Raw genomic sequence first — 14335 nt, 5'->3', positions numbered from 1 at the left:
CTGGCTCCTGGAGAGGGACTCGAACCCCCGACCCGGTGGTTAACAGCCACCTGCTCTACCAGCTGAGCTATCCAGGATCCCGTAGGCAAGGCGGAAGGATAAGGTTGGGGTGGGAGGCTGTCAAATCTGGAGCTGCGGCCGTGTGGCGGCGCTCAAAAAAAGCGCCGCATCCGGAGATGCGGCGCTTGAAGAAGATCGAGGAAGACGTGGCAAGATCGGCCCTCGCCCGGGTGTGCGGTCGGCAGGGGGGGGAGTGCGCCGACGGTTTTGGTTGGGGTGCAGATTCCCGGGAGAGTGGCCCCGATCCGATCCTTTCCGACGTCCTCCTCGAACTCGTCGTGACCTTTTCCAATCACCTCGGCAGGCTTGCGGCCCGGCCGCCTTCCTGCCATCGAACTCACCGCTGAGGATTGTATGCCGACCCGCCCGGTCGCGCAAGCAAGAGAAACGCGAAACCACCGAGCCGGCTCCCCTCTGAGCGGCGCCAAGACTAGGCAAGAATCAGGACCCTGTCAAGGCCCCTCCCGCCGTGCGGCTCTTTTTTGGCGAGTCTGGCGAGATTTCGATTTCGCTTCCAGGTGGCGGGCGAGATCCTCGAGCCAGCCCAGGGCCCGCTCGAGGGCCTGGCCCCGGTGGGATACCCGGTCCTTTTCGGCGGCCGTCATCTCGGCGAAGGTCATGTCCATCGGCGGGTAGTAGAAGATCGGGTCATAGCCGAACCCCGCGGAGCCCTCGGGCTCGAAGGTGATCCGCCCTTCCACCTCGCCCTCGAAGCTGGCGAGAATCTCTCCCCGCAGCGCAAAGGCGATCACGCAGCGGAAACGGGCGCCCCGATCCTCCCAGGGCACGTTCTCGAGCTGGGAAAGGATCCAGCGCATGCGGTCGAGGTCGGTGGCCGAGGGGCCGCAGATGCGGGCCGAGCGCACCCCCGGCTGGCCACCCAGGGCCTCGACTTCCAGCCCGCTGTCGTCGGCCATCACCAGGTGGCGGACCAGCCGACTGTAGTGCAGGGCCTTCTTGCGCGCGTTGGCCTCCAGGGTGGAGCCGTCTTCCACCGGGGCTTCGAGTTCCTCGAGGACCTCCGGCCCCATGACCTGCCAGGGACTCTCCTCGAGCAGCGAGGCCAGCTCCCGCACCTTGCCGGGATTGCGGGTCGCCAGGCAGAGGCGCAGCCCGCCACGGCGGGTTCCGCCGCTCATCGTCCCCCGCCTCCCGGCGGCTTCTGCAGCAGCGGCGCCAGGCGCTCTCCGAGCACCTCGGCCTGGAGCGCCCGAACCCGTTCGAGGCCGTCGAGGGCCAGGGTCAGCATCTCGTCGAGGCGCTCGCGGCCGAAGGGTTGTTCCTCGGCGGTGCCCTGGATCTCCACGAAACGCCCTCCCCCGGTGCAGACCACGTTGAGGTCCACCTCGGCGGCGGAGTCCTCGGCATAGTCCAGGTCGAGCAGCACCTCACCGGCCACCACGCCGGCGGAGATCGCCGCCACCGAGTCGAGCAACGGGCGGCCGCCGAGCTTCTTGTTCCGCGCGAGCCACTCGAAGGCCGCGGCCAGGGCCACGAAGCCGCCGGTCACGGCCGCGCAGCGGGTACCGCCGTCGGCGAGGACCACGTCGCAATCGACCCAAATGGTGCGCTCGCCGAAAACCTTGCGGTCGACCACGGCGCGCAGGCTGCGGCCCACCAGGCGCTGAATCTCGTAGGCCCGGGCGTTGGGGCGCCCTCCCACCCGATCCCGCGCGTTTCGCTTGCCGGTGGCGCGGGGCAACATGCCGTATTCGGCGGTGACCCAACCCTCGCCGCTGCCGTAGAGGAACGGGGGGACCCGGTCCTCCACGCTGGCGGTACAGATCACCTCGGTGCCGCCCACGCGGATCCGGCACGATCCTTCCGCAAAGGGATTGATGTCCAGTTCCAGGTGAACCGGGCGCAACTCGCCGGGACCCCGGGGCGGTGTTCGCACGCTCAAGATCGACCTCCGGGCGGCGTTCGACCCGCCTGCCGCCTCAACCCGGCCAGTCTGCCCGATTCCCGCCGAAGCACAAGCAGCCGCCGCCGACCCCGAAGGGCGGAACGCCCCTCGCCCCCGCCCCGGATCGCGGAAACCCGCGTCGCCCTAATCCCCTTCCAGGCGCACCGTCTCGAGAGCACCGAGGGGGCGACCGAGAAAACGCGCCGCCACTTCGGCAAAGCGCCCGCCCCCGTCGGTGACGCAAAAGCGCTCACCGCTCCGGGCCTGCTCCGCCCCGGGCGGCCGCACGCCCCGGGCCCGGTCGGCGGCGGCCTCGGCCGAGTCCACCAGCCGCACGCCGGGCCCCATCACCTCGCCGATCACCTCACGCAGCAGAGGGTAGTGGGTGCACCCCAGCACCAGGGTGTCGATCTTCTCCTCGCGCAGCTCGCCCAGGTATCGCTCGGCCACCAGCCGGGGTACTTCCCCCCGGGTCCACCCCTCCTCGGCCAGGGGCACGAAGAGCGGGCAGGCCCGGGAAAAGACCTGCACATCGCGCCGCCGCGCCCGCAAGGCCCGGCCGTAGGCGTCGGAGCCCACGGTGGCCTGGGTGCCGATCACGCCGATGCGGCCGTTGCGGGTGGTCTCCAGGGCGGCCTCGACCCCCGGCTCGACGACACCCAGGACCGGGCCGTCGAAAACCCGGCCCACCACGTCGAGAGCCACCGCCGAAGCCGTGTTGCAGGCCACGATGATCCCCCCGACGCCGGCATCGCGGAGAAAGGCGGCGGCCTGGGCGGCGTAGCGGCGCACGGTCGCCGGTGAACGCGTCCCGTAGGGCACCCGGGCGGTGTCCCCCAGGTAGACCAGGCGCAGGCTGCCGACCGCCGCCTCCAGGGCGCGCACCACGGTCAGCCCGCCGACCCCCGAATCGAAGACCCCCCAGCTCACGAGGGACTCGCGCCGGGCGGAGTGGCGCCGGGCGGAGCGGTTCCCGGCTCGTCGAAGGCCAGGGGCCACTCGCTGCCGTCGTAGACCCGGGTCAGGTCCACGTGGCCGGCCAGGGTGCGGCGATTTTCGCCTCCCACCAGCAGGCCGACGGCGCGGACCTCGTCGAGCCCCTCCACCAGCGAACGCGCCAGGGCGGCCACCACGGCCTGCTCGGCGTCAGAGCCCACGAGGCGGGCCACGGCGTCCGCCTCGAGGTCCACCCAGGCGACACCCCGGGCATCGATGAAAACGCGCCGATAGCCCAGGGGCCTCCCGGCGGGCGGCAGGACACCTTCCCGCTCGACGCCCTCGAGCACCAGCCGGACGATCTCCTCGGCCCGTTCCACGGCACCGGGGAACCAGACGATCTGTCCCTCCACCCCCTCGAGGGTCAACTCTTCGGTGGCCGCCCGCTGGTAGATCATCACCGGCTGGGTGCGCACCCGGGGCACCGCCGCGGGCGGCGGTGGCGGCGGCGTCGCGCGGGCAGGCAGGCCCGCGTCCGCCGCCGGAGGCGCCGCGAGCCAGGTGGAAACCAGCAGCAGCAGCGCCAGCGCCACGGCGGCCCCCGTGCCCATCCCGAGCAGGACCGCCGTGCCCCGGGTCACCGGCTCGCTTCCCGGGGGGAGGGATCGACCGCCCGCACCACCGGCGCCCGCCGCTCCTGCTGTATCCGGTCGAAGTCTTCGATGGCCTCGAACAGCACTTCCGCCAGTCGCCGCCGATGGGGAGCCGTGCCCAGGCGGGCCTCTTCCGCGGGGTTGGTCATGAAGCCCAGTTCCACCAGCACGGCGGGGCAGGTGGCCCCCACCAGCACCCGGAAAGGCGCCTGGCGAACACCCCGATCCTTGATCCCCAGGGCGGCATTGAGCCGCTGCTGGATGATCTCGGCCAACTCGGAGCTTTCCTCGAGGTATTCCACCTGGGCCAGGTCCCAGAGGATCAGGGAAATGGCCTCACCCGTGCCGGGATCGGGCACCACCCCGGCGGCGTTGTTCTCGAGGGCCGCGGTGGTGCGCGCCGCGTCGTCGGTGGCCTCCCGGGAAAGGAAGAAGGTCTCGGCGCCCACGGCCCGGCTGTAGGCCGAGGCGTTGGCGTGAATCGAGACGAAGAGGTCGGCCCGCTCCCGGTTGGCGATGGCGGCCCGGTCGTCGAGGGAGAGGTCCTCGTCGCCGTCACGGGTCAACACCACCTGGTAGCCGGAAGCGCGCAAGCGCGCGGCAAGCCGCCGGGCCACGTCGAGCACCACGTCCTTTTCGAGCAGGCCGGAGGGTCCGCGCGCCCCCTCCTCCTCGCCTCCGTGGCCCGGATCGATCACGATACGCCGCACCGCGCGCCCCGCGCCGGCGGCGACGCTCTCCGGGCGCGGGCCCGCCACGGGACGCGCCCGCAGCCGCACGTCGAAGCCGGGTGGGGTCTCCCGGGGGGCCAGGCTCACCCCGTCGAGGCCGGGACCCGGCTCGAGGGCGACGACCATCGTCCGCGCCCCCCGCGACTCGAGGGTCAGGGCGGCCACCAGGTCGTGACCGATCTCCCGGTGCCTCCAGGGCAGGGTCAACGGAACGTCGGATTCCACCAGCCAGGCCCGACGCCCGACGCCGGTCTCCACCGGTCGGATCCGCCGGGGCGGAGCGGGCAGATCGAAGGCGATCTTCAGGGTGCCGGGTTGCTCACCCAGCAGCACGATGCCCACCTTCCCCGTCCCGGCCCGGGCGGTCACGACCTCCGGCCGGGGCGTCAGCCAGCGGGAGAGGGAGTCTCGCGGCACGAAGAGGTCGCGCTCCCGCACCACCGCGTCGGCACCGAGAGAGATGAACGCCTCGCCCACCCGCACCAGGGAGGGGCGATCCACGCTGAAGATCAGCTCCCGCTCGTCCAGGTGCAGAACGAAGCGGCCCGCGCCGTCGCTGCTGAGCCGCCCCCCCAGGGTGGCGGCCAGCGAGCGCAGGCTGACCATCAGCCGTCCCTCCTGCTCGAAGGCCGGCAGGCGGGCGTCGACTCCCTGGAGGTCGACCCGCACGGATCGCAGGAGCTGGGCCGTGGTCACCGGAACCGCCGCCAGCAGCGCGGCCAGCGCCGCCAGCCCCACGCGCCCCCCCCCGCAGATCCTCCGGGATAGTCTGTTTCTTTTCACGGGGGTGATTCTATGTTCAACGCGCCCCTCGAGCACACCGCAACCGGCCGGGCACGCCCATCCCGCTCCGCGGCGCTCCCCGCCGGCGGCGCCGGCCGGCCCGGATCAGGGGCAGGCGGTGATGCCGGCGTCGCGATCGGCACCGCCCCACGAGCCGGTGTCGACACCGGCGCGGCCGCGGACCACGTAGTAGAAGCCGTCGCCCGCGGCCGGGGTCGCCGGATCGGAGGCGCTGGTGCCGGGTTGGTCGCAGGAGAAGTTGCTGGCGCTGGAGTAGCCGCTGCTGCGCAGGCTCTGCAGCCCGCCACTGGCCACGTCGTAGCTGCCGGCGCCGGTGGCCGCGTCCCACGAAAAGTCGCTCTTGCTGCCGGCGGCGAAGAGCAGGTTGGCCACCTCGCCCACGCCGCCGCCACCGCCGCCCGGATCGCTCTTGACCAGGAAGGGTCGCGAGGCCCCCGCGCCGTAGCGCCCGTAGACCACCAGGGTCTCGTTCTGCGCCGTGTGCTCGACCACCGGCTGCCATTCCTGCTCACCGGGCACCGGCGCCGCCACGGGCTGGGGCTGGCTGTAGCTCGCCCCGCCGTCGGTGGAGATGCTGTAGAACACGCGCCGCGCCCCGGCCAGGCCGTCGCGCAAGACCCGGTGGATCGAGCCGTTGTCCAACACGGCCAGGTCCCACTGGTCGGAGCCCGGTACGAGGACCGCATCGGTGTGGGTCTCGTTGTCGGTGAGCCGCACCTCGACCTGGTAACCCGCCCCGCCGTTGAGAGAGCGGTTGGCCCAGTAATCGTAGGCGACGGCGTCGCCGTTGGTGTCGGTCACCTCTTCGACCCAGCCCACGTGGATCTGCCCCGCGGCCCCTTCTTCCACCAGCACGGGGAAGATCACCACGTCCCCCGCATCGGGCGCCGAGTCCATCACCGACACCGCCGAATCCCAGGTATGACCGAAGTTGGTGCTGCGGGCGGTGGCGGCGTAACCCTGGGCCGCCAGGTCGTCGGTGGAGTAGCCCATGAAGGCGTAGTCGTTGGACGGCGCGATGGTGACTTCCGGGTTGCAGGCGGAAAAGGGCCGCACCGTCTCCACCGGCTGGAAAGTGGCGCCTCCGTCGTTGCTGCGACGCTGGTCGATCACCGAGTTGGTGCAGTTCGAGTCGGTATCCCACAGCACGATCACCCGGTCGACACGGGCCGCCACCGAGGCCACGCCGCTGGTGGTGCTGCCCGGGGGGGCCATCTCGGTGCGGGTCAGGCTGGCTCCGAGGTCCGTGCTGCGGGCATAGCGGATCGCGCCGTCAGGGGTGCTGTAGACGATGTGCACGCGCCCCGCGTCGTCCACCGCCATGTCGGCGTAACGCCACCACTGGTCGTCGCTGCGGTTGGCCTGGATGGGCGTGGTCCAGGTCGTTCCCCCATCGTCGCTGCGGGTCAGCCAGAGGTTCTGGTTTTCGAAGGTGTTGAAATCGCTGGTGGCCAGCAGGACGTAGATCCTGCCGTCGGGATCGACGCCGATGTCCCGGGGGAAATGGTCGTAGTTCGCGGCGGACTCGGGCTCGGGCAGCAGGATCGGCGCCCCGAAGTTCAGCGGGCCGCCGTTCGGGTAGTCATCACAGGCGTCCCCGAGGCCGTCACCGTCACTGTCCACCTGGCCGGGATTGGAGACGAAGGGGCAGTTGTCGTCGTAGTCCGGCACGCCGTCGCCGTCGTAACCGGCGAGGGCCGGAGCGCCGACCGCCAGGAAGATCCAGGCCGCACCCAGAACGACGGGCGCCAGCCGCTCAAACCGATCGAACACCATCACCTGACCTCTCCTCAACCCGGCCCACCGCACCGGCGCGCCCGGAGCTTGGACGTCCGCCGCCTTCCAGCCCCACCCCGTCATACGGCGAATATAGGCGCGCCACCACGGGGAACGCCCCGCCGCCTCCCGGGGCGACGGGCGAAACCAGCCAAAACGAAGGTTTTCGGGGAATTTCGGAAAAAAGCGAAAAAGACCTTTTTTCGCCGGCACCGGCCACTCACCAGGGAGCGGCCGGCGCCGGGTCAGGAGTGGCTGCGCCTACTTGCCGGGGCAGGCGCGCACCACGGCCTCGTCGAGGTTCTTGTGGCCGTAGGCCTTGTCGAAATGCTGGGCGAAGTCCGCCGCCAGGGCCCGGGCCCGCTCGTCGTAGGCGGCGCCATCCGGCCAGGTGTTGCGGGGGAAGAGCAGCTCCGAGGGGACTCCCGGACAGCTCTTGGGGATCGCCAGGTGGAAGAGTTCGTCTTCCTCGTAGTCCACCTCGGCCAGCTTGCCGCTGAGGGCCGCGTCGACGATGGCGCGGGTGAGGTTGATGTCCATCCGCTGCCCCACGCCGTAGGGACCGCCGCTCCAACCGGTGTTGACCAGGTAGACGTCGGTGCCGTGCTGGGCCATTTTCTTGCCCAGCAGATCGGCGTAGTGGTCGGGATGGCGGGGCATGAAGGGCGCGCCGAAAAAGCGCGAGAAGGTGGAGCGCGGAGTGGTGATGCCGGTCTCGGTGCCCGCCAGCTTGCTGGTGTAGCCCATCAGGAACCACAGCATGGCCTGGGGCCGGTCCAGGCGCGCGACGGGCGGCAGGACGCCGTTGGCGTCGGCGGCGAGGAAGAGGATCGTGCGCGGATGTCCGCTGACCGGGTCGGCCTTGATGTTGCTCAGGGAGGTCAGCGGATAGGAGACCCGGGAGTTGGGGGTCAGACGATCGTCGTCCACGTCGAAGCGACCGTTGGGGAAGATCATGCAGTTCTCGATGATCGCGCCGTGCTCGGTGGGATCCGCCTTGCGGAAGGAGGCGTCCCAGATCTCCGGCTCCTTGTCCTTGCGCAGGTTGATCAGCTTGGCGTAGCAGCCGTTTTCGAAGTTGGCCACGCCGGTGTCGCTCCAGCCATGCTCGTCGTCGCCCAGCAACGCGCGGGACGGATCGGCGGAGAGGGTCGTCTTGCCCGTGCCGGACAGTCCCAGCAACAGCGCACAGTCACCTTCGGGACCCTCGTTGGCCGAACAGTGCAGGGGCAGAATGCCGTCATCGGGAAGCATGTAGTTCATCACCGTGAACATCAGCTTCTTGCAGCTTCCGCAGTAGGCCGAACCGTAGACCAGCCCCACGCGGTTGTCGAAGTCCATCACGATGGCCATGTCGGAGGGACGGCCGTCCACGTCCCGCAGCCGGCCCTGGTACTTCTCCGAGCGAATCTTGTCGTAGGGCAGGGCGAACAGCGTGAAGCCCTTTTCGGCATAGATGCTGCGAGCGATGTCGGCGGGGACGGCGCGGAACATGTTCACGGTGAAGGCCGCCGTCAGGGCGCGGTCGGTGACGGTGGTCACCGGCAGGGCGTAGGCGGGATCCGCTCCGATCACCCGGTTCGTGACGTAGATCCGCGGCTTGCTCTCGAGCACGCCGAGGGCGTCCTGCCAGAGCATCTCGAAGGTCTCGGGGTCGAGGGGGATGTTGTTCGGCGCGTCCCAGTCGATGTTGGCGCTGGCGCCGCCGTCCCGCCGCACGATCATCGTGTCCTTGGGGCTGCGCCCGGTGGACTCCGGCGGCGTCCAGGTGGCCAGGGCACCGCATTCGGCCACCACCGCTTCCTTGTGCTCGATGGCGTGCAACGTCAGGTCCTTGCGGGAGAGGTCCTCGAGAACCCCGCCGTGCGAGCCGAGCACGGCCTTGATCTTCCCCTTGAAGTCCATCTTTCTCTCCTTACCCTGGCCCGCCCTTGCGGGACCACGGGATCGGTGGGGTCTGGCAAGTCCTGGGACAGGGAGGCGAAGCAGCGTCTAACTGCCCGGGGCTTACTGGTTGGCAACTAATTAGTGAGTTTAGCGCCGCCGGGGGCGCGAAGCCAGATCCCCCCGACGGGAAGCCGCGGATTTCACGCCAAAGTCAGCGTGCTGTCAACTTTCACCGCGGAGCCCCTGGCGAGTTTGACCCGGGCGGGAGCCGGTGCCTACCATCCAGGCGGCGGTCAGCTCCGCATGCGGGGACCGCAGGGGAGACGCCGATGCGCGAGCCGATCACCCGTTCTTGCCTGCTCCAGCACTTCTCGCGGGGGTTTCGTCCCCATCGCCATCCCCTGATCGGCCTCGAGTACGAGTTGCTGGGCCTGTTGGCGGAAACCGGGGAGGCCGCCCCTTACGATGGCCGGGAAGAATCCATCGTCAGCGTCTTCGACCGGCTCTGCCGGAGCTACGGCTGGCACCCCCGCGGGGGCGAACCGGTGCTGGAACTCTACCGGGACGGCACCCGGATCACCCTCGAGCCGGGCAGCCAGTTCGAAATCTCCCTCAGGCCCCACGACACCCTCGAGGGCGTGCACCGGGAACTGGCGGAGATCCTGGAGGAGGTGCGCGACGTGTCACGGCAGGTGGGCCTGCGCTTCGTCCCCCTGGGAATGCAGCCCCTGTCGACACCGGAGCAGATCCGCATCATCCCCAAGGAGCGGTACCGCATCATGACCCGCTACCTGCCCACCCGGGGATCGATGGCCCTGTGGATGATGCGGGCCACCGCGGGCATGCAGGTCAACCTGGACGTGGACTCGGCGGACCGGGCCGCGGAGGCCCTGCGCTTCGCCCTGTGCCTGAGTTCTCCGGTGGTGGCCCTGTTCGCCAACTCGCCCCTGGCGGCGGGCGCGAACAGTGGGTGGTTGAGCCGTCGGGCCCTGACCTGGACCGACACCGATCCCGATCGCTGCGGCCTGCCGCCCGCCCTGCTCGCCCCCGCCGCCGGCGCGGAGAGCTACCTGGACTGGGCCCTGGACGCCGGGATGTTCTTCATCGTCCGCGGGGATCACCTCCTGGACATGACCGGCGTCACCTTCCGGGAGTACCTGGCCGGGGGGCGCGCCGGCATGACCCCCACCATCGCCGACTGGGAGACCCACCTGACCACGCTCTTTCCCGAGGCGCGGCTGAAGAGCTACCTGGAGCTGCGCTGCGCGGACAGCAACCAGCCGGAGCTGGCCCTGGGTTTCGCGGCCCTGGCGGTGGGCCTGTTCTACGGGGGCGAGGCGGTGCTGGACGAAGCCCGGGCGCTGCTCGAGGGCTGGAGTCCGGCCGAGCGCCTCGACTTCCACCTCGACTGCGCCCGGCGGGGCCTGGCGGCGACCGCGCCGTCGGGACAGAGCGCCGGGCAGATCGCGGGAAGACTGGTGGCTCTCGCGGCCCGCAGCCTGCAGGCCCACCGCCCCGACGAACGGGCCTTCCTCGAGCCGGTGGAGGCCATCGTCGCGCGGGGCGCTCCGCCGGCCCGGGAAGTCCTCGAACGCTGGGAGGGGCCGTGGCGCGGGAACCCGGTCGCCCTGGCCCGTGACCTGGAGGTCCGTGTCACCGCCCCGCGTTGACACCCCCCGGGAGCCCGGCTAGACTCCCCCGGCGTCCGTCGGACGGCTCCTGGTCCGGCGTTTCCGACGGATCGTCCATCGAGCGCGACCCCATCGTCCAGCCAGGTCAGGACACCAGCCTTTCAAGCTGGGAACACGGGTTCAAATCCCGTTGGGGTCGCCATTTCCTCTTCGTTTGCAGGTAGGCTTCGGTCACGATGAGTGAATCCGACCGGGATGGCGCGGGGCCCTTCCGCGGCACCTGCGAGCTGGTGCTGGGGGCCGATCATCTGGACCGTGTAGTCCAGCGGGGCCTGCGGCGCGCCCGCGCCGACTTGGCCCTGGCCACCTCCGATCTCAAGGCGATGCTCGTCCCCGGCCGCCGCAAAGGACGCAGCCGCTCGGTGCTGGAGATCCTCCGGGAACTGGCCGAACGCGGGGTGGAGGTGCGCCTGCTCCACGCCTCGCTGCCCTCGGGCCCGGCGCGGGATTTTCTCGCCGCTCCCCTGCCGGAGACGATGGCATTGCGCTGCTGCCCCCGGGTGCACACCAAGGCCGTGATCGTCGACGCGGCGGCGATGTACCTCGGCAGCGCCAACCTCACCGGCGCGGGCCTCGGCGCCAAGGCCGACCACCGGCGCAACTTCGAAGCGGGAATCTGGACCGAAGAGCCCGAGCTGATCGACCCCGTGCTGGAATGGTTCGACCAGCTCTGGGAGGGGGTCTTCTGCCCCGGCTGCGGCCGGCGCCGGCACTGCCCCGCCCCGCTGGGCTGAGACGGGGCCGTCCCGCCGGCCCCCGTCACCGGCGGGACGGACATGCACCGTGCGCGCCTGCCGCAAGCGAGGGGCGACGGAGAAAAGTGAGGGGTGGCCGGCTGGACCACTCCTGTCGACAACCGCCGGGAACGGCCCGTTGCTAGCGACGGTCCCCGCAGCGAAGCCGACGGCCTTGCCGCGCTGTTCTCGAAGGTCACCAGGGTGTTGCCTTCGTCGTCGCCGGTCGTTTCACAGGGCCTGAATTCGCATGTCGACAGGCGCGAACACGACCGCCGAAGGCTGAATCGCCGGGTCAGACCACCTTCACCAGCCGGTAGTTCTTCTTGCCGGTTCGCAGGATCAGCACCGATTCCGAGGCCAGATCCCCGACCCCGATGATTTTCTCGGGGTCGTCGAGGCGCTGGTTGTTCAGGTAGGCCCCCCCGTTGCGCACCAGGCGGCGGGCCTCGCCACGCGACTTGCAGGCGCCGCTGTCGGCCAGCAGTTCCACCAGCGGGTAACCCTGTTCGAGTCGCCCCCGCTCGACCTCCGTGGAAGGCACGTCGGCGAAGATCGCCAGCAGCTCGCGGTCACTCATGCCCGTGACGTCCCCCCCGAACAGGGCCTGGGACGCCTGCCGGGCGGCGTTCAGCCCCTCCTCGCCATGGACCAGCCGGGTCACCTCGGCCGCCAGCCTCTTCTGGGCCTCCCGCCGTCCCGGATCGTCGCGGTGGGCGCTGCAGAGGGTCTCGATCTCGTCCACTTCGAGAAAGGTGAAGTACTTGAGGTAGTTCTCCACGTCCCGATCATCGGTGCGCACCCAGAACTGGTAGAACTCGTACGGACTGGTGCGCTTCGGGTCGAGCCAGATCGCGTTGCCCGCCGATTTGCCGAACTTCTCACCGGAGGCGGTCTTGACCAGCGGGAAGGTGATGCCGAAGGCCTCCACCCCCGCCTTGCGCCGAATCAGTTCGATGCCCGCGGTGATGTTGCCCCACTGGTCGCTGCCCCCGCCCTGCACCCGGCAGCCGTGTTTCTCGTAGAGATGGTAGAAGTCGTAGGCCTGGAGGGTCATGTAACTGAATTCGGTGTACGAGATGCCGTGCTCGCGGTCCTCGAGGCGCCGACGCACCGATTCCTTGGCCATCATGTAGTTCACGGTGAAGTGCTTGCCCACGTCCCGCAGCCACTCGATGAAGCTCATCGCGCCGATCCAGTCGTGGTTGTCCACGAGCATCGCCGCGGCCCGGCCTTCGAAAGAGATGAAGTGCTCGAGCTGGCGGCGGATGCCGGCGCAGTTCTCGGCGACCTGCTCGGCCGTCAGCAGGTTGCGCTCGCTGCTGCGCCCGCTGGGATCGCCGATCATGCCCGTCGCACCGCCCACCAGGGCGATCGGCCGGTGACCGGCCCGCTGCACGTGGGCCAGCGCCATCACCGGCAGCAGGCTTCCCACGTGCAGGCTGTCGGCCGTCGGGTCGAAACCGATGTAGAAGGCGGCTCCGGGCCGGGCCAGGTGCTCGCGCAGGCCCGCCTCGTTGGTCACCTGCTCGAACATCCCCCGGGCCTGAAACTCGTCCACCAGCGATCTGTTCACCGCCATCTCCCCTCGGGAACACCCGGCTCCCTGTTTCCGGTATCTATCTAGTGCCTGATGGCCGGAGCGTCGAGAGGCGGCTACTCCCGCAATCCGCAGGCCTCGGCCGGGGCCTCGAGAAGGGCGTCGACCTTGGCCGCGCAGATGAAGTCGTTCTCGCTCAGACCGCCCACGGCGTGGGTGGTGTAGCGCACCAGGCAGTGGTTGTAGCCCACTTCCAGGTCCGGGTGATGGTTTTCGAGATGCGCCATCCAGGCGATCGCGTTGACGAAGGCCATGGTCCGGTAGTAGTCGTCGAAGCTGAAGTCTTTGTGGATCTCCCGGCTGGCCTCGTCCACGCTCCACCCGTCGAGCTGGTTCATCCATTCGGTGACCTGCTCGGGCTTCAGAGGATCCACGCCGCCCTCACAGGGCAGGCAACGCCGGGTCTTGAGATCTCCCATTCCCACTCTCCTGCTCACGCCGCGGCCCGGACCCCGCGGGGCCCTTCACGGCGCGCGTCGAAACCTGCGTGTTCCCGCCGAATCCCTCGATCCGGCAAGCCATCATCATACGTTCGCTTCCGCCGGCGGGGCCACCAGGTTCGGAGACGACCGCGCGCCCGACCTCGAGGCCGGGCGCGGCGGGAAGGCCGAAAGCCGGGAACGCGATCAGGGGAGAACCGTCAGCGAGTAGTGATACTTGCAGTTCGAGCAGGCGTTGACCGGACTCTTGTTACACATGATGCGTACCGCGATGATGTTCTCTTCGATCAGGTGCAGAGACAGCGCGTTGGGAAACGCGGGAGGCGCACGAAGATCGTGGACACCGAAGGTGTTGTTCGCGTCCTCGACCTCGACCCGCAGATCATGGTCACCGGTGACCTCCACCAGCAACTCGATCTTGCGGCCCACGGCGCTGGACCAGATCAGGTCCTCCTCCCACAGACAGTCGATGTCGGAATCCGGAGGCAGGTCCGCATCACCCTGGGCGACGGGGCCCGGATACCACAGGGGCAGATCGGGAGCCACGTCGCTGGCCGACGGCGGCCCGTGGCGCAGATCCAGTTCCACCCGGCAGGGAGCCCCGGTCGGGTCTTCACAGCGCAAGACCACGTCGAGCACCCTGGTGTACTCGCGGATCACGGTGGCGCCGGCGGGAATCGTCTCGAAGGCCGGGGCTCGCGACCCCTCGCGCAGCACCTCCATCCGCACAGCGGAGGTGGAACGGTTGGCGATGGTCGCCTGCATGTCCCGGGCCGCGCCGGGATCGAAAACGTCCACGTCACCGTCGCCCTGGCTGAAACTGACCTTCCGCACCAGCCGCGACGAGGCCACCAGGTTCCGACACGACCCCCCGCCCAGGGGAGCCTCGTTCCGGACCTGGGCCGACTGGCCCGATCCGCCGCTGGGGTCGGTGGGGCCGAGCGTCTGGGCCCGTGCGGGAAGACCGGAGATGGCGAGAAGGGCCACCATGCAACCGATGGACCGAATGGAAGTCGTCTTCGTCACTTTTCTTTCCTCCTTGGTGGGGGGCGCACGGCCCGGGGTTTCGCCAAGGAGGTCCGATCGGGGAGACCGGCGTTACAGGAGAATCCGCACC

Annotated in this window: 13 protein-coding genes and 2 tRNA genes; 4 read left to right on the top strand and 11 right to left on the bottom strand. The window is 69.8% G+C overall.

What is annotated here, in order from left to right:
- Position 1: 1 nt before the first annotated feature.
- Positions 2-77: transfer RNA gene (locus Q9Q40_00370), tRNA-Asn, on the bottom strand.
- Between the two features lie 108 nt (positions 78-185).
- On the opposite strand from Q9Q40_00370, the gene Q9Q40_00365 reads away from it, so the two are divergent.
- Entirely contained in the window at positions 186-407 is a 222-nt protein-coding gene (locus tag Q9Q40_00365; protein MDQ7005666.1) for a hypothetical protein, read from the top strand.
- 105 nt (positions 408-512) lie between these two features.
- Here Q9Q40_00365 and rdgB read toward each other — a convergent pair whose 3' ends face one another.
- From rdgB to Q9Q40_00330, 7 genes are all read right to left on the bottom strand, one after another.
- Positions 513-1199: an RdgB/HAM1 family non-canonical purine NTP pyrophosphatase gene (rdgB, locus tag Q9Q40_00360; protein MDQ7005665.1), complete on the bottom strand. Its 687-nt coding sequence runs from the start codon at positions 1197-1199 to the stop codon at positions 513-515.
- Entirely contained in the window at positions 1196-1957 is a 762-nt protein-coding gene (gene rph / locus Q9Q40_00355; GenBank protein ID MDQ7005664.1) for a ribonuclease PH, read from the bottom strand. The genes rdgB and rph overlap by 4 nt, the downstream gene beginning before the upstream one ends.
- A 153-nt stretch (positions 1958-2110) precedes the next feature.
- Positions 2111-2896, bottom strand: coding sequence for a glutamate racemase (murI, locus tag Q9Q40_00350; GenBank protein MDQ7005663.1), 786 nt, complete (start codon positions 2894-2896; stop codon positions 2111-2113).
- Positions 2893-3543, bottom strand: coding sequence for a GerMN domain-containing protein (locus tag Q9Q40_00345; protein MDQ7005662.1), 651 nt, complete (start codon positions 3541-3543; stop codon positions 2893-2895). Before Q9Q40_00345 ends, murI begins: the two co-directional genes overlap by 4 nt.
- Positions 3540-5069 (bottom strand): N-acetylmuramoyl-L-alanine amidase, encoded by a 1530-nt coding sequence (locus Q9Q40_00340; GenBank protein ID MDQ7005661.1) that lies wholly within the window; start codon positions 5067-5069, stop codon positions 3540-3542. The genes Q9Q40_00345 and Q9Q40_00340 overlap by 4 nt, the downstream gene beginning before the upstream one ends.
- Positions 5070-5174: 105 nt before the next feature.
- Positions 5175-6866: a thrombospondin type 3 repeat-containing protein gene (locus tag Q9Q40_00335; GenBank protein ID MDQ7005660.1), complete on the bottom strand. Its 1692-nt coding sequence runs from the start codon at positions 6864-6866 to the stop codon at positions 5175-5177.
- Positions 6867-7127: 261 nt separating this feature from the next.
- On the bottom strand, positions 7128-8771 hold the full coding sequence (locus Q9Q40_00330) for a phosphoenolpyruvate carboxykinase (ATP) (protein ID MDQ7005659.1): 1644 nt from the start codon (positions 8769-8771) through the stop codon (positions 7128-7130).
- Between the two features lie 311 nt (positions 8772-9082).
- Between Q9Q40_00330 and Q9Q40_00325 the strand changes: the two genes are divergently transcribed.
- The 3 genes from Q9Q40_00325 to Q9Q40_00315 all read left to right on the top strand — a co-directional run bounded on the left by Q9Q40_00325 (position 9083) and on the right by Q9Q40_00315 (position 11178).
- Positions 9083-10423 (top strand): glutamate-cysteine ligase family protein, encoded by a 1341-nt coding sequence (locus tag Q9Q40_00325; protein MDQ7005658.1) that lies wholly within the window; start codon positions 9083-9085, stop codon positions 10421-10423.
- Positions 10424-10509: 86 nt separating this feature from the next.
- Positions 10510-10586, top strand: a tRNA-Glu gene (locus tag Q9Q40_00320).
- Positions 10587-10620: 34 nt separating this feature from the next.
- The gene (locus Q9Q40_00315; GenBank protein MDQ7005657.1) at positions 10621-11178 is read left to right on the top strand and encodes a phospholipase D family protein; all 558 of its coding nucleotides are present in this window, start codon (positions 10621-10623) and stop codon (positions 11176-11178) included.
- Positions 11179-11473: 295 nt separating this feature from the next.
- Here Q9Q40_00315 and tyrS read toward each other — a convergent pair whose 3' ends face one another.
- The 3 genes from tyrS to Q9Q40_00300 form a co-directional block, all read right to left on the bottom strand.
- Positions 11474-12754 (bottom strand): tyrosine--tRNA ligase, encoded by a 1281-nt coding sequence (tyrS, locus tag Q9Q40_00310; protein ID MDQ7005656.1) that lies wholly within the window; start codon positions 12752-12754, stop codon positions 11474-11476.
- 80 nt (positions 12755-12834) lie between these two features.
- Complete coding sequence (locus tag Q9Q40_00305; GenBank protein MDQ7005655.1) at positions 12835-13197, bottom strand: 4a-hydroxytetrahydrobiopterin dehydratase; 363 nt, start codon at positions 13195-13197, stop codon at positions 12835-12837.
- 207 nt (positions 13198-13404) lie between these two features.
- Complete coding sequence (locus tag Q9Q40_00300) at positions 13405-14244, bottom strand: hypothetical protein (protein MDQ7005654.1); 840 nt, start codon at positions 14242-14244, stop codon at positions 13405-13407.
- Positions 14245-14335 lie beyond the last annotated feature (91 nt).

The sequence above is a fragment of the Acidobacteriota bacterium genome, from assembly GCA_030949985.1.
Classification (GTDB): Bacteria; Acidobacteriota; Polarisedimenticolia; order J045; family J045; genus JALTMS01.
Note: the sequence above shows the minus strand (reverse complement) of the source record. Positions and strands in the feature narration are given on the sequence as shown.

Excerpts from the sequence above, each read along its gene's own strand:
- Q9Q40_00330 (MDQ7005659.1), bottom strand. The coding sequence starts at position 8,771 with ATGGACTTCAAGGGGAAGATCAAGGCCGTGCTCGGCTCGCACGGCGGG.
- Q9Q40_00325 (MDQ7005658.1), top strand. The coding sequence starts at position 9,083 with ATGCGCGAGCCGATCACCCGTTCTTGCCTGCTCCAGCACTTCTCGCGG.
- Q9Q40_00305 (MDQ7005655.1), bottom strand. The coding sequence starts at position 13,197 with ATGGGAGATCTCAAGACCCGGCGTTGCCTGCCCTGTGAGGGCGGCGTG.
- rdgB (MDQ7005665.1), bottom strand. The coding sequence starts at position 1,199 with ATGAGCGGCGGAACCCGCCGTGGCGGGCTGCGCCTCTGCCTGGCGACC.
- Q9Q40_00315 (MDQ7005657.1), top strand. The coding sequence starts at position 10,621 with ATGAGTGAATCCGACCGGGATGGCGCGGGGCCCTTCCGCGGCACCTGC.
- Q9Q40_00335 (MDQ7005660.1), bottom strand. The coding sequence starts at position 6,866 with ATGGTGTTCGATCGGTTTGAGCGGCTGGCGCCCGTCGTTCTGGGTGCG.